At 44.1% G+C, this 12,722-nt stretch carries 13 protein-coding genes; all 13 read right to left on the bottom strand.

Annotation, left to right across the window (positions count from 1 at the left end; all coding sequences use genetic code 11):
- Positions 1 to 101: 101 nt before the first annotated feature.
- A complete protein-coding gene (gene fliS / locus BLO31_RS02925) occupies positions 102 to 512 on the bottom strand; it encodes a flagellar export chaperone FliS (protein WP_070962808.1) in 411 nt (136 codons plus the stop codon).
- Between the two features lie 15 nt (positions 513 to 527).
- Complete coding sequence (gene fliT, locus BLO31_RS02920) at positions 528 to 851, bottom strand: flagellar protein FliT (RefSeq protein WP_070962807.1); 324 nt, start codon at positions 849 to 851, stop codon at positions 528 to 530.
- On the bottom strand, positions 835 to 2,838 hold the full coding sequence (gene fliD / locus BLO31_RS02915; RefSeq protein ID WP_070962806.1) for a flagellar filament capping protein FliD: 2,004 nt from the start codon (positions 2,836 to 2,838) through the stop codon (positions 835 to 837). Before fliD ends, fliT begins: the two co-directional genes overlap by 17 nt.
- 20 nt (positions 2,839 to 2,858) lie before the next feature.
- Positions 2,859 to 3,287, bottom strand: a complete 429-nt coding sequence (gene flaG / locus BLO31_RS02910; protein ID WP_070962805.1) for a flagellar protein FlaG — start codon at positions 3,285 to 3,287, stop codon at positions 2,859 to 2,861.
- Positions 3,288 to 3,363: 76 nt separating this feature from the next.
- Positions 3,364 to 4,497: a flagellin gene (locus BLO31_RS02905; protein ID WP_070962804.1), complete on the bottom strand. Its 1,134-nt coding sequence runs from the start codon at positions 4,495 to 4,497 to the stop codon at positions 3,364 to 3,366.
- Between the two features lie 243 nt (positions 4,498 to 4,740).
- The gene (locus BLO31_RS02900; protein ID WP_070962803.1) at positions 4,741 to 5,874 is read right to left on the bottom strand and encodes a flagellin; all 1,134 of its coding nucleotides are present in this window, start codon (positions 5,872 to 5,874) and stop codon (positions 4,741 to 4,743) included.
- Between the two features lie 272 nt (positions 5,875 to 6,146).
- On the bottom strand, positions 6,147 to 7,280 hold the full coding sequence (locus BLO31_RS02895; protein WP_070962802.1) for a flagellin: 1,134 nt from the start codon (positions 7,278 to 7,280) through the stop codon (positions 6,147 to 6,149).
- Positions 7,281 to 7,391: 111 nt separating this feature from the next.
- Positions 7,392 to 8,294, bottom strand: coding sequence for a Dyp-type peroxidase (locus BLO31_RS02890; protein WP_070962801.1), 903 nt, complete (start codon positions 8,292 to 8,294; stop codon positions 7,392 to 7,394).
- 92 nt (positions 8,295 to 8,386) lie between these two features.
- Positions 8,387 to 8,848, bottom strand: coding sequence for a DUF2919 domain-containing protein (locus BLO31_RS02885; protein WP_070962838.1), 462 nt, complete (start codon positions 8,846 to 8,848; stop codon positions 8,387 to 8,389).
- Positions 8,849 to 8,907: 59 nt separating this feature from the next.
- Complete coding sequence (locus tag BLO31_RS02880) at positions 8,908 to 9,354, bottom strand: cytochrome c-type biogenesis protein (RefSeq protein ID WP_139158919.1); 447 nt, start codon at positions 9,352 to 9,354, stop codon at positions 8,908 to 8,910.
- A complete protein-coding gene (locus tag BLO31_RS02875) occupies positions 9,351 to 9,875 on the bottom strand; it encodes a DsbE family thiol:disulfide interchange protein (RefSeq protein ID WP_245688371.1) in 525 nt (174 codons plus the stop codon). The genes BLO31_RS02880 and BLO31_RS02875 overlap by 4 nt, the downstream gene beginning before the upstream one ends.
- Complete coding sequence (locus tag BLO31_RS02870; protein WP_070962799.1) at positions 9,859 to 11,760, bottom strand: heme lyase CcmF/NrfE family subunit; 1,902 nt, start codon at positions 11,758 to 11,760, stop codon at positions 9,859 to 9,861. Before BLO31_RS02870 ends, BLO31_RS02875 begins: the two co-directional genes overlap by 17 nt.
- A gap of 3 nt (positions 11,761 to 11,763) precedes the next feature.
- A complete protein-coding gene (nrfD, locus tag BLO31_RS02865) occupies positions 11,764 to 12,720 on the bottom strand; it encodes a cytochrome c nitrite reductase subunit NrfD (protein WP_070962798.1) in 957 nt (318 codons plus the stop codon).
- Between the last annotated feature and the right edge of the window lie 2 nt (positions 12,721 to 12,722).

The following is a 12,722-nucleotide window of genomic DNA, read 5'->3' as shown; positions in this document are numbered from 1 at the left end:
ATAATAAAAATAAGGCAACCAAGCAATTACTTGATGTGATATTACACCCAATCCTTTGTTTTTATTGGTTCAAATCCTTTCAAACACTTGACTGTAATTGATTACATTCCGACATCCGATGCTGTAAGGTTGTGATATTCCTGAGGAATTTGGTCCCAAGCAGACTTGATTTCTCTAATAATATCAATCACATCATCTATTGCTTGAGTGTCATTTTGGTGGTTAGCAGCCGTAATTTGCGTGACCATAAACTCATAAAGTTGGTCCAAATTTTTTGCAATATCGCCACCATCGTCCATGGATAGACAACTACGCAAGCTGATAATGATGTCGAGAGCCTTACCTAATCGCTCTCCTTTCATAGGGATATTTCCCTGCTCCATCGCAGCTTTACCTTGAATAAGGCGCTCTATTGCTCCTGCCATTAGCATTTGAACAATCTTATGCGGGGAGGCAGCACTGAGTTGGCTATCTACCGATACCTTCTTGTAAGCCTGTAAAGAACCGCGCATAACTTTCCTCTTTGATTATAAAAACTTCTTGTATTGCTGAACGGATTTGTTGCCATGTCGGAGCTTACTCAGCTCCTTTCCAAACGCTTGTGTTTGGGCTTGCATCTGCTCAGCAATGAGCTGGGTGTCCCGTATAGCGGTTTGCCACTGCTCACTCTCGGCAAACTCTGGACACTCTTTTATTGAGTTTAGTAGAGTTTGCAATATCTGTTCCCTTCTATCGACCAAGAGAACAATTTCTTCAGGATTTATCGAATCTGAAGCAAGGTGTGATTTGATTACGTGATCCACCTCACTCAATAATGCGATTTCTGTACACCATTTATCCGCCGAGAGCATTCATCATCCCCGCGAGCTGTGACTGCATTTTGCTCGTCGCGTCTTGCATCGCCGTAAATTTGGCATGTGTCCGTTTTTCTAGACTTTCCATGCGGCGATCTAGTGCCGCTTGGTCGTCTTGAAGGCGATAATTTCTCTCAGTCAAACTTTGCTCTCTGGTACGGATTGATCCCGTCACACCTGTCATGGTGTGAATGGCATCCTCGACCTTTTTCGCAAAGCCTTGGTTTCCACCAAAGAAATCACCCAACTTGTTGAAGTTATTGTTTAACTGACGATCTAACATATCGTAGTTAATTTCTAAATTACCCTGACGAGTAGTGGTAATACCAAACTCGGTCAGTGTTTTTAAATCTTGAGGCGCGGGTTCTACAACAGATGAAAACACTGACTTTAATCGCGAATCAGCACTGCGAACAATACTGTCGCCAGAGAGTGGCCCAGCTTGACCCGTTCTAGGATCTACCCCCGCCAGCTCTTTACTGACTTGAAAAAACTGATTGTAGGCTGCGACAAACTGCTCAATGTCTTCTCGGACACCGGGCCTGTCGTATTCAATATCAATTTCAGACGAAGGTTGGTCCTTGTCAGTGCGTCCTTTCAAGGTCAGATCAACACCCTCTATCGCTTCTTCAATAATGTTGTTGTTACTGGATAGTTGAGCCACACCATCCAACAGAACTTTGGCATCTTGAGCGGCTTGAACTTCCGTCATACCGCGATAGGAATCAAAGGCCTCTTGAGCCGATTTTAAATCCGCCTGAGCCTTGTCCACGCGCTCCATGTAAGCACGTTCGTCAGGTGTAAGACGCGCGCGTTCCATCTCTTTAGCTTGCTCTGGCGTTATTTCGCCGCTTGCCAGCGCTAACTCTATCGACTCTTGCTCATTGGCAAGTTTTGCTTCTAATGCTTGCTGAGCTTCTTTGGGAGTCACATAAGAGTCTGTCAACGTACCTGAAGCGGTATTGGACCAACCGGGTACATCCGGTGATTTTTCTAGCGCTTTTGCATCCAGCTCCGGTTCTGGTTCCCAATACGAATCTAACAGGGTACCTGACGCGGTTTCTGACCAACCGGGGATGCGTTCTTCGGGTTTTAAAAATTTAGTGGCTTCAACACCGGCTGCGGCAGCCGCGGCGACGGCCGCTTGTGATATTTCATTTCCCGGTGTGACATCTTTGGCCGCATTCGGATCGACACCACTGGCCGCTTGTTTGGCTTGTACCGAAATCTCTTGATCGACAAGTTTTGCCGCTTCGATGTTTTTCTCAGCGATTTTGTCGGCAAGAGCTTGCTCCTCTTCGGTTAGAGGACTGAGAAGATCTTGTGCCGCCGCTCTGGCGTTTTCTAGATCTCTCACCCTTTGCTCTAGGGTTTTGTATTCGAGTTTTCGCAGTGGATCGCCCTGTTTGGCATCCACGGAAATACTGACATCGTTCTCTTCACCAGAAATACTGGAAGCGACGATTAGACGAGGTCCCGCCACATCATTGATAACAGAGGCGCGAACTCCAGGATTTGATTTGCTGTTATTGATACCTCGGACGATATCAACCAAGTTTGAATTTGCAGTTACGTCGGTGGTAAAGGATTTATCACCGAGCGAAATCTGCAGCTTGCCAGGGCCAAATTTAGCATCTTTGTCTACGACATCCGACGCTATTTTATGACTCTGAGCAAGCTGCAACACATCGATAGCGTATCTACCAGCGATAGCTTCTGTTGTTGCCGTCGCGGTTACAACATTCTCATTAGTCGTTTCGACAGATCGGGCGGCAAACGCCTTCTCCTGACGAAACTTCGTCATAAGATTTTTCATCGTATCCAGCGACTCTCTGAGTCGCCCATAGGCACTAATACTGGAATCAATTTTGATCTGCTCATTCTCGATGCGTTGCTGTTTAGGCACGCGCTCCGCATCGACAATTTTGCTGACCACAGAATTGATATCCATGCCAGTATTCATACCCAAAGGGCCAAAACTCATCCAATCACCTCAAAACGTGTTTACACCCTATCGTTCACCAAGCCTGAAGAATATCTGGCTGTTTGAGCTCTAAGGCGTCGCAAGATTTCTAACATCTCCTCGTCGGGTATCTGGCGAATTATATCACCAGTACTCGCTTCATAGATGGTCACAACATCTCGACCGGCTTCTTCATCCACTCGGAAAGACAATCCCGTATTGATAGAAGAGATAAAATCATTCATCTGTTCTACCATTCTTTGCCTTTCCTCCCTGTTAAGCTGCTCTCGTTCTTTTGCAAGTTCAATCGCTTTTTCTACAGTCTGAGTGGACTTTTTGCTTACCTCTGATGCCTGACTGTCCCGTATCTCATTAGAGGCGGGCTTTGCAGCTTGCTGTTCTGAAGCAATTTTAGTGCCACTTTGTGAGCCGTAAGGCTGGATGTTCGATGTGTAGGATGGTATCTCCATAACAATCTCCCTTCCACCTTATAGGTCAGTAATAGTTACATTACTCTTCCCAATAAGCTCCAATCGAACCTATCGATTAACCTAATAAGCTAAGAGCTGCCGATGGTGACTGCTTCGCCTGCGCCAGAACAGAAGTACTCGCCTGTTGTAGGATCTGAGACTTAGTCATCTGGGTCGTTTCTTTGGCGTAGTCAGTATCTAGAATACGGCTACGAGACGAGTTAACGTTCTCGTTGATGTTATCTAGATTGTTGATTGCATGTCCAAAACGGTTTTGGAATGCACCCAACTCGGCACGTTGACTGTCGACGGCTTTTAAAGCGCCATCGAGAACGGAGACCGACATCTGAGCTCCCGCTACAGACGATACGTCGATATCTGCGACCGTTCTATTTTGCGCTGTACCGAAGCCAATATCAGAACCTAAGCCTCCAGAGATACTAATCTCACCGTCGACTTGCTGGCTCGAACCAAACAGCTGCAGCTTACCTCCTTCACCAACAGAAGCCTTAATGTCTTGACTTTGACCGTTGATGTAAGTGGCAAGCTGTTCAATATCATCGCCTACTTTCGCATTAATGGTCAGTTCTTGCGCCTGTCCATTAACATCATTATAGCCCAATACTATATCTGTCGTGCCTTCAGCCACACGCCAATCGGCCGATTTGCCTGTTTCTGCAACATAAGCAACGCCACCCATTTCGGCAGTATCCGAACGCATGCTGCCCATCGTCAATTGTACCGCTTCACCAGAACCAGCACCGATTTGGAAAGAACGGCTACCAAACTGACCGTTTAGCAGTTTATTACCACCAAAAGAAGTGGTTTCTGCAATACGGTTAAGTTCGTCATTCAGTGCGGTCACCTCTTCTTGAATCGCTTGACGCTCGGAGCTTGAGTTCGAGCCATTGGCGGATTGCAAAGAAAGATCACGCATACGTTGAAGAATGTTGGTTGTCTCGTTCATCGCACCTTCTGCGGTTTGAGCAATCGAGATACCGTCATTCGCGTTTTTGACAGCCATGTCCAAGCCACGGCTCTGTGAAGTTAGTCGGTTGGATATTTGCAGACCTGCAGCGTCATCTCGGGCACTGTTAATTTTGTAACCCGACGACAACCGCTCCATCGACTTCTGCATACCGTCAGCAGCGTTATTTAGGTAACGCTGTGCGGTCATCGCCGACACATTGGTATTGACGTTTATTGCCATAATTGATCTCCTTTGGCATCTAAGGCGACGCGTCATCGTGTCTCTCACCTCACTTTGACGCATCTCATTTCTCTCAGTCCTTTAACGGCTAAGGGAAAATAAGCTTTAGGAAAAAATTAATTTTTTTCTAATTCACTGAAAAAACGTGATTTTTTGTGACGCAAATATTGCTTTTTTGTAACTTACCGAACGCGAGACATAAAAAAATCCAGCCGAAGCTGGATTTTTTCTTACTTTTTAACTTTAGCCTAAAAGACTTAGTGCAGAGTTTGGCGCTTGTTTTGCCTGTGCCAATACTGAGCTTGATGCTTGAGAAAGAATTTGGCTCTTCGTTAGTGCCGTTGTCTCTTTCGCAAAGTCAGTGTCTTTGATTCGGCTCTTAGATGAGTTAACGTTTTCGTTAATGTTGTCCAAGTTGCTGATTGCGTGGCTGAATCGGTTTTGGAATGCACCCAGCTCAGCACGGTGGCTATCTACATAGTTAAGTGCAGTATCGATAATAGCAACCGACTCTTGAGCACCACCTACTGTTCTTACGTCGATAGTGTCTACTGTCATCGCTTTAGCTTCGCCCATGCTTAGCTCACCAGCTAGACTGCCACCGAAAGCTACTGCGCTGTCGACTTTGTTTGAGCCTGCAAATACTTGTAGCTGACCATCTTCGTTTACTGAAGCTTTCACCAAGTCGGTTTGACCATTGATGTAAGTTGCCAGTTCTTCGATATCATCACCGACTTTCGCGCTGATGTTAATGGTTTCTTCTACGCCGTCTTTTGGTGTCAGTGTAATTGCTAGTTCGTTAGAACCAGCTTGAACAGACCAGTTTTTGTCTTTACCGTTGGCTGCAACATAGCTGTCTCCCCCCATACCTGCGTTATCAGAACGCATGTTGTTTAGAGTTAGCATTACTGCTTCACCATTATCCGCACCAATCTGCATTGATTTAGTAGTGAAAGTACCGTTTAGAAGCTTGTTACCACCAAATGATGTGGTTTCTGCGATACGGTTAAGCTCATCGTTAAGCGCGGTGATCTCTTCTTGAATCGCCGTACGCTCTGAACTTGAGTTAGAACCGTTAGCACTTTGCAAAGATAGGTCACGCATACGTTGTAGTATGTTCGTGGTCTCATTCATCGCACCTTCAGCGGTTTGAGCGATAGAGATACCGTCATTTGCATTGCGTACTGCTACGTCCAAGCCTCGGCTTTGTACGTTTAAACGGTTAGAAATTTGTAGACCAGCTGCGTCGTCTTTTGCGCTGTTGATCTTAAACCCTGATGACAGACGCTCCATAGATGTTTGCTGTGCGTTGTTAGCGCTGTTTAGGTAACGCTGTGCTGTCATCGCTGATACGTTAGTGTTTACATTCACTGCCATGATGGTGTCTCCAATTGATTTTCCGATGTTTCCGGTTTCCGACGTCTCGGAAAACCAAGTAGTTCTCTCAAAAGTTACTTCTTTTAACGGCACCTAATCCAAAACCTTTAGAAAAAAGTTTAGTTTTTTTAGAAAAAAATAACTTTGGGCCTATAGACGTGATGAGTTGGCCAAAAAATACAAATAATAAAATTTTTTATTAAAGATTTGGCTTTTACTGTCGAAAGTGGCGTTTTAAAAAATAGAAGGCAAAGCCCTGTGCAACTGGGCTCTTAACTTAGTAAAGTCAGTGCGAGGTTCGGTTGTTTTTTCGCCTGAGCCAAAATAGACGTACTCACTTGTTGCAAAATTTGTTGCTTAATAAGTTGAGTCGTTTCTTTGGCGTAGTCGGTATCTTTGATACGGCTATTTGAGTCAGCGAGATTCTCATGCACATTATCTAGATTAGAAATGGCGTGCGTAAATCGGTTTTGCATCGCCCCGAGTTCTGAACGATGGCTATCCACGTACTTTAATGCTGTATCAATGACTGAAATTGAACGCTGCGCTCCGCCAACACTAGATATATCGAGATTGTCTACCGCCTCGTAACCAGAAAGGTTCATCTGCAATGTGCTGGCTAAGTTACCTGAGAACGAAATGGTTCCAGACGTATTTTTACCCGCCATAAAGATCTGCAACTGTCCGTTTTCATTAACAGAAGCACTGACTTTATCCGTTTGACCATTGATGTAAGTAGCAAGCTCTTCAATATCATCACCAATCTTGGCTTTGATTTGAATGGTATCTTGTTGCCCACTGGCGTCAGTGTATTGCATCACCAAAGTTTGATTACCTTGGCCAACCTTCCAACTATCATCAGCCATTGCCGAAGCAATATAACTAAATCCACCCATATCTAGGCTGTCGGAACGCATGTTCTTTAGGGAAACCTGAACGGCTTCACCTGAACTGGCGCCGATCTGGAACGACGACTCTCCAAAACTACCATTGAGTAGTTTTCGACCACCAAAAGAGGTAGTTTCAGCAATTCTGTTCAATTCATCGTTTAAAGCCGCCATTTCTTCCTGCAAAGCTTGTCTCTCTGCTTTGCTATTGGAACCGTTGGCTGACTGAATAGACAAATCTCTCATTCGTTGCAATAGGCTGGTGGTTTCTTGCATGGCGCCTTCTGCTGTTTGCATAATGGAAATACCATCGTTGGCATTTCTTACCGCAACATCTAGACCCCGCATTTGAGATTCTAATCGATTAGAAATCTGTAAACCTGCCGCATCATCTTTTGCACTGTTAATACGATTCCCTGAAGACAAACGCTCCAGAGATTGATTCAGTTGATGGGTAGCGTTGTTTAGGTAACGCTGCGCCGTCATCGCTGAAACATTGGTATTGACGGTAATGGTCATGAATCAATGGGCTCCTATTTGCTTACTCTCAGTATATCGACCAATTAAGGCGCTTCTTTAACAAAAAAAACGAGCCTAATTGGCTCGTTTTTCTATTTGCTTAACTACCGGTTATCTAACAGATAGCTCGCTGAGCATTGTCGTCGATGGTGCAAAGAAATATGCCCCAGTAACGGCTTGAGTAAATCGCAGCAGTTGGTCTGTTTTTCCATCCGTCACACCATACATACTCTCCAGCATCACTTTGAAATTGTTCAAGGTGTTACAGTAGGCAATAAACAACAGACCGTGTTCGCCAGACGCACTGCCATAGGGCAAGCTATGCCTTACAATTTTTAGTCCAACCCCTTCTTGTTTGATATCGACTCGTCCAACATGAGAGGCGGCCGGTACATCATCCAACTCGATGGAGTCAGGCTTTGTCCGTCCTACAACTTTTTCCTGCGCCGAAACATTAAGACGGTTCCATGCCGGTAAATTGTGAATAAACCTCTGTACCATGACATAACTACCACCAGCGTGCTCACCCTCTGAAATCACCGCGACGTCTGCGCGTTTTTCGTTTTTTGGGTTTTCCGTACCATCGACAAAATCGGTCATGTCCCGAGAATCTAGATAGCGATATCCGTAGGTTTCGTCCACAACGTCTACGTATTCTGAAATCTCTTCTAACAACTTGCGCAGTACATAGAAGTGAAGATCGTGGCGATTTGAATGACAGTGAAGCAACACATCAACTTCGCTCGCTGGCGCATGGGTGCTCCCCTCTCCCAAAGGAGAAAATGGTTCTAATTCATTTGGCATAGTCTGGTCCAACTGTTGCCAAAATGAGTGGCTGAACGCAATACTAATTGTTAAATCCGCTTCTTTTTGGGACTGATTTAGCTCTGATACGAGTTCGGGTAGTTTCTTTAGAGCATCCAAAACCGATTGAGCTTGGCGGTTAACTTTAAGTAATGAGTAGAGAGCAAAAGGCCCCGCTTCAGGCAAAATTGCACTTTGAGTTTGCGACATAATTATTTCTCACATTGTTGTTTTTATTACCCGATAGGATACGGGCCATGGACACAGTGTAGACCTAAATTATGAAATCGCTTTGACTGGGATCATTTCTCCCACTGTGGAATTTGGAAGCAAGTTCGTACTGTTTTACTCTTACACACATAAAGAATAAACCAGCCTAATAATAGAAGTGTAACGCTATTCAGCCAATGAAATTGACCATGACTGAGCACCACATTGTATATCCCGTGAGTAAGCTGAAGTATAGCGACCAGTAAGGTAACAGGTTTGCCCCATGACACGACATAGTTGAGCCATTTTCTGTCTGGCTGTCGCAAACTGATACTCCACATAAGTGCCACACTTGGCACTCCCATAGCGATCCCAAAATAAAGCAAGTCATAAGTTGGGTATAACATGGTCAGCAGTTTACTACCGTGCTCGCGACTGACCCCTGCGATAATAAAGATCACCCAATCTTTGGCGAGTAACATCCATCCCAGCCACAGCCAAATAGGCGCTTTTAAAAAGCCATTTTTATCATACTGATCGATTGAATACCGCAAAGAAACGCTTCCACTACACACGCTGAATATTCATTACATGGGGTTAATGGCAACCTTAATCAAGAAGACGAGGACGACTTTCTTTTAAGAAGTAATAGAGAGAGTAAAGCGATACCCGCCATGAGTAAAAAGGGGATACCCCACAATAGAAGATTATTCGCTGACATTTTAGGTTGATAGAGAACAAACTCGCCATAACGAGCAACGAGAAACTCGCTGACTTGTTGATCACTTCTTCCCTGATTTACTTGTTGATAGACCAATAACCTTAAATCCATTGCGACGGGAGAGTTCGATTCTAATAAATTTTGATTCTGACATTGAGGACATCGCAACTGTTTGGCAAGGTTGATCGCTCTTTGCTCCGTTTTGGAATCGATAAAGTCAAAGCTTGCCAGCTGCTTTTCAACTTCGCTGTTCGATTCAACAAAGATCACTTCATTAGAAGCCGTTACGGAAAAATTCATCGCAATCACACACAGTAAGATGAGTCGCATGAACTTCATGATTTATCACTATTAAAGTAGGGTTTAAAATGAGATAACCACACTTTTCTGGTCAATCTACCCGTGTGTTTTAGAACAATTTTTCCTTTACTATCAACCAAGTAAGACTCAGGGGTTCCAAGAACACCCAAATCAATTGAAAAATCTCCCTTAGGATCAAAAATAGTCCAAATGTAAGGGTCGCCACGCTGAGATAAATAACGCCGCGCTTGTTGCTTACTGTCCCGATAGTTAAGCCCTACCACTGGGATCCCTTCGCTTGATAACTGATTGATAAAAGGATGCTCCTCTATACAGATCCCACACCAAGAGGCCCAAACGTTGACGATATGGTACGGATGCGCGCTCCAATCGGCTTGCTGGGGATCTCGCTGATCAAGCATGAGGAAACTTCGAGTAGGAAACTGTTTTACCACCGAGTTGTTAGGCAGTTTTTTCTGGTTCATCAATCCGAAAAGGATCAACGTCAAAATGGTGATTACCACGACAACAAACAGCTTGAAACTAGATGTTTTTAACAAATTCTCCCCCTTTTCTCTCATGTCTAATGCTGCGAACAAAAGGTACCAAACCAGAAGTTACAATTAGCAACCCACCAATCCAAAGCCAAATTATATAAGCATTGTACTGTATGGTTATCGAGTACTGCCCTGCTGCGAGCTTTTCACCTAAGTTGACATAATAGTCACCGTGCCAGTATCGCTTAATTGCCGGTTCACTCATCGTCATTACTCTAACGTTATAGTGCCGCTTTTCCGGATAAAGCCAAAACCTTTGCTTGCCACTTTGTGACCAACTCAAGGTGACTTTCTCAGCTGTGTAGTTGCCCCCAATCAACCAATCTGATTCCAGGTAAACAATCTCCCAATGAGAAAAGTCTATGCTCTGCCCTAACTCAATCTTTCTATTGACCTGAAAAGAATGCTGAGCATTCATGACTGCCGATATCGCGACCACAACGATGCCAAAGTGGGCAAGTAAAGCAGTGTGATTGACCCCACCAATCTTCCACCAATACCAAAAGTGGGTCACTGACACCCAACTACCTGCTATCCAATACAAAATAGGCCACAAGCGAATCTCATCAACTTGAATCCAATACAATAATCCCCCAGTGATCACTGAGACGACTAACATAACAGCTGTTGATAGAGGCGTGCTCGGCCTATGGGTATTCGGTTTAAGCAATGGCGCAAAACCTAGAACAAGTAATCCTAGCAATGTGAGTGGGGTAAAAATCGCGTTAAAGTAAGGCGCTCCGACAGAAACACTAAATGGAGAAACGTAGCTATAAAAAAGTGGATAGAAGGTCCCAAGTGCAACGGTAATAAGGGCCGTTACCAAAATGCAACAAGCAATAACACCTAGCAAAACGTACTTGCTTTGGAGCAGTAAACTAGCGCTTGTAATTTGATCTAATCGGCGCCCTAATAGCAGCAAACCACCAATTAAGAATATCGCCAAAATAAGCAATAAAAACACTCCTATACTCGGGTCTGAAGCAAAGGCATGTACTGATGTAATCAGTCCTGAACGAACAATAAAAGTCCCTAAGATGCTTAAACAGAACGTGGTCACGGCAAAAACAAATGTAGTGAGCTTGAGCGCCTTACCCACTCGCATAACGAACTGGGCATGAAGAAGTAAAGTACCGGATAGCCAAGGTAACAAGGAAGCATTTTCTACGGGGTCCCAAAACCACCACCCTCCCCAACCCAACTCTTTGTATGCCCACCATGCACCAATCAGTATTCCCGCAGTTAAAAACAGCCAAGAACTGACTGACCAAAATCTCGACCAGTAAACCCAACTCTCATCGACTTTATCTTGCATCAAAGCCGCAATTGCAAAAGCTAAAACCGTGGAATATCCGATATAGCCAAGGTAAAGCAGTGGTGGATGTAAGATTAAGCCTAGATCCTGAAGCATTGGATTGAGATCTCGCCCCTGCGAGACATACTGCGACGAAAACTCAAAAGGGTTAGAGGCAAAAATCGTAAACCACGCAAAACAGGCGATCATTAAGTTCATAACCCAAACCACATCGCTTCGAAAGCGCACTGGCGATTTGAGCTTGTAATCAACCAATGCAGCCCAACTACTCAAAGTAAATAGCCAAAAGAGCATAGAGCCTTGATGTCCACCCCATACTGCTGCGAGCTTATAAAAGTCTGGTAAAAAAGTGTTCGAGTTGAGAGCAACATATTCGATTTCAAATCTGTCCCCTAAAAACGCAGTTGCGAGTATCAATAGAGCACAAGATGAAAGAGCAAAGTTCAACCGAGCCACTGGGAAAACAACAGCGCCTTTGCAAAAGGTAAGTCGAAAAAAACAAAGCACACTGCTAACCGTCGACAACAGAGCGACAGTTAGCAGTATTATGGTACCGGCTCCCCCAAACCACATCGCTTAAACGACCGTCATTTGACCAGCGTAAAGAATAAAGGTGCGTAACATCAATACTCCCCCCATACTCAATCCAGTCACCACAAATATATAACCACTAGAATGCTTTAAACGCTCGGGAGCAATGGTGTTTAGTGTCAGTGGTAGTAGCATTCCCAGTAGAATCACTCCGTACCAGAACCAATCCGCCCAAAAACCACCAGTCAGTGCATTCCAAGCGGCAACTTCATTTTGTCCGCCACTGAAAATGAGCCCAGTGAAAAAAGTCACTAGTACAAATAGTTCAAACAACACGACAGGACGTTCAACTCCATGAATCCAGCTTATGCTTGGGCTACTGGCTGACTCTTTGAATACCAATACAGCAAAAAGAAGACAAGCTGCAGCACCAGAGGACAAACTAGAAAACAAGAATAAGATTGGCAAAACAGGATTGTTAAGCATGGGGTAGGTTTTTAATGCGGACAGTAAGAAACCCGTATAAGCCGCCAATATAATTGCCATTAAGGCCAATACTACTTCTATTGTATTATTGAACCTTCCAAACTTTATTAGCAATTGATTTATAAAAGAAAACTTACCTCCTAGCCAATTATTAATTGCACTCCTAAAAATCACTCCAATCCATATAAACAAAACCAACATATAAATCTGGAATAAAATAACCCCCATGGACATAACGGATGTCGGGTTGTAATAAATCATAATTTTCCAAAACTCTAATGGCTTAGTTAAATGAAAGACCAATATCAATAAACCCGATATTATTCCAAAAGGAGCAAGCCACGCCGTTGCTTTAATGACACCGTTATCTGCTGGATCTCCCTCTATTACTCGGCGATTTAAATATATAGCAATCATTACGGCACCGGCCGACATTCCCGCTAAAAATAAGTACACCGCAATAATCCAGTCCCAAACCAATGAGTCAAAATGAAAAGCGGATTCTATGCCATTCATAT

Origin of the sequence: Vibrio sonorensis (genome assembly GCF_001854765.1) — a bacterium.
Classification (GTDB): domain Bacteria; phylum Pseudomonadota; class Gammaproteobacteria; order Enterobacterales; family Vibrionaceae; genus Vibrio; species Vibrio sonorensis.
This window is presented reverse-complemented; position numbering and strand designations above follow the sequence as displayed.

What these genes read in the sequence shown, in the direction of transcription:
- fliS (WP_070962808.1), bottom strand. Translation starts at nt 512, where the DNA reads ATGCGCGGTTCTTTACAGGCTTACAAGAAGGTATCGGTAGATAGCCAA.
- fliT (WP_070962807.1), bottom strand. Translation starts at nt 851, where the DNA reads ATGCTCTCGGCGGATAAATGGTGTACAGAAATCGCATTATTGAGTGAG.
- fliD (WP_070962806.1), bottom strand. Translation starts at nt 2,838, where the DNA reads ATGAGTTTTGGCCCTTTGGGTATGAATACTGGCATGGATATCAATTCT.
- flaG (WP_070962805.1), bottom strand. Translation starts at nt 3,287, where the DNA reads ATGGAGATACCATCCTACACATCGAACATCCAGCCTTACGGCTCACAA.
- BLO31_RS02905 (WP_070962804.1), bottom strand. Translation starts at nt 4,497, where the DNA reads ATGGCAATAAACGTCAATACCAATGTGTCGGCGATGACCGCACAGCGT.
- BLO31_RS02900 (WP_070962803.1), bottom strand. Translation starts at nt 5,874, where the DNA reads ATGGCAGTGAATGTAAACACTAACGTATCAGCGATGACAGCACAGCGT.
- BLO31_RS02895 (WP_070962802.1), bottom strand. Translation starts at nt 7,280, where the DNA reads ATGACCATTACCGTCAATACCAATGTTTCAGCGATGACGGCGCAGCGT.
- BLO31_RS02890 (WP_070962801.1), bottom strand. Translation starts at nt 8,294, where the DNA reads ATGTCGCAAACTCAAAGTGCAATTTTGCCTGAAGCGGGGCCTTTTGCT.
- BLO31_RS02880 (WP_139158919.1), bottom strand. Translation starts at nt 9,354, where the DNA reads ATGAAGTTCATGCGACTCATCTTACTGTGTGTGATTGCGATGAATTTT.
- BLO31_RS02870 (WP_070962799.1), bottom strand. Translation starts at nt 11,760, where the DNA reads ATGTGGTTTGGGGGAGCCGGTACCATAATACTGCTAACTGTCGCTCTG.
- nrfD (WP_070962798.1), bottom strand. Translation starts at nt 12,720, where the DNA reads ATGAATGGCATAGAATCCGCTTTTCATTTTGACTCATTGGTTTGGGAC.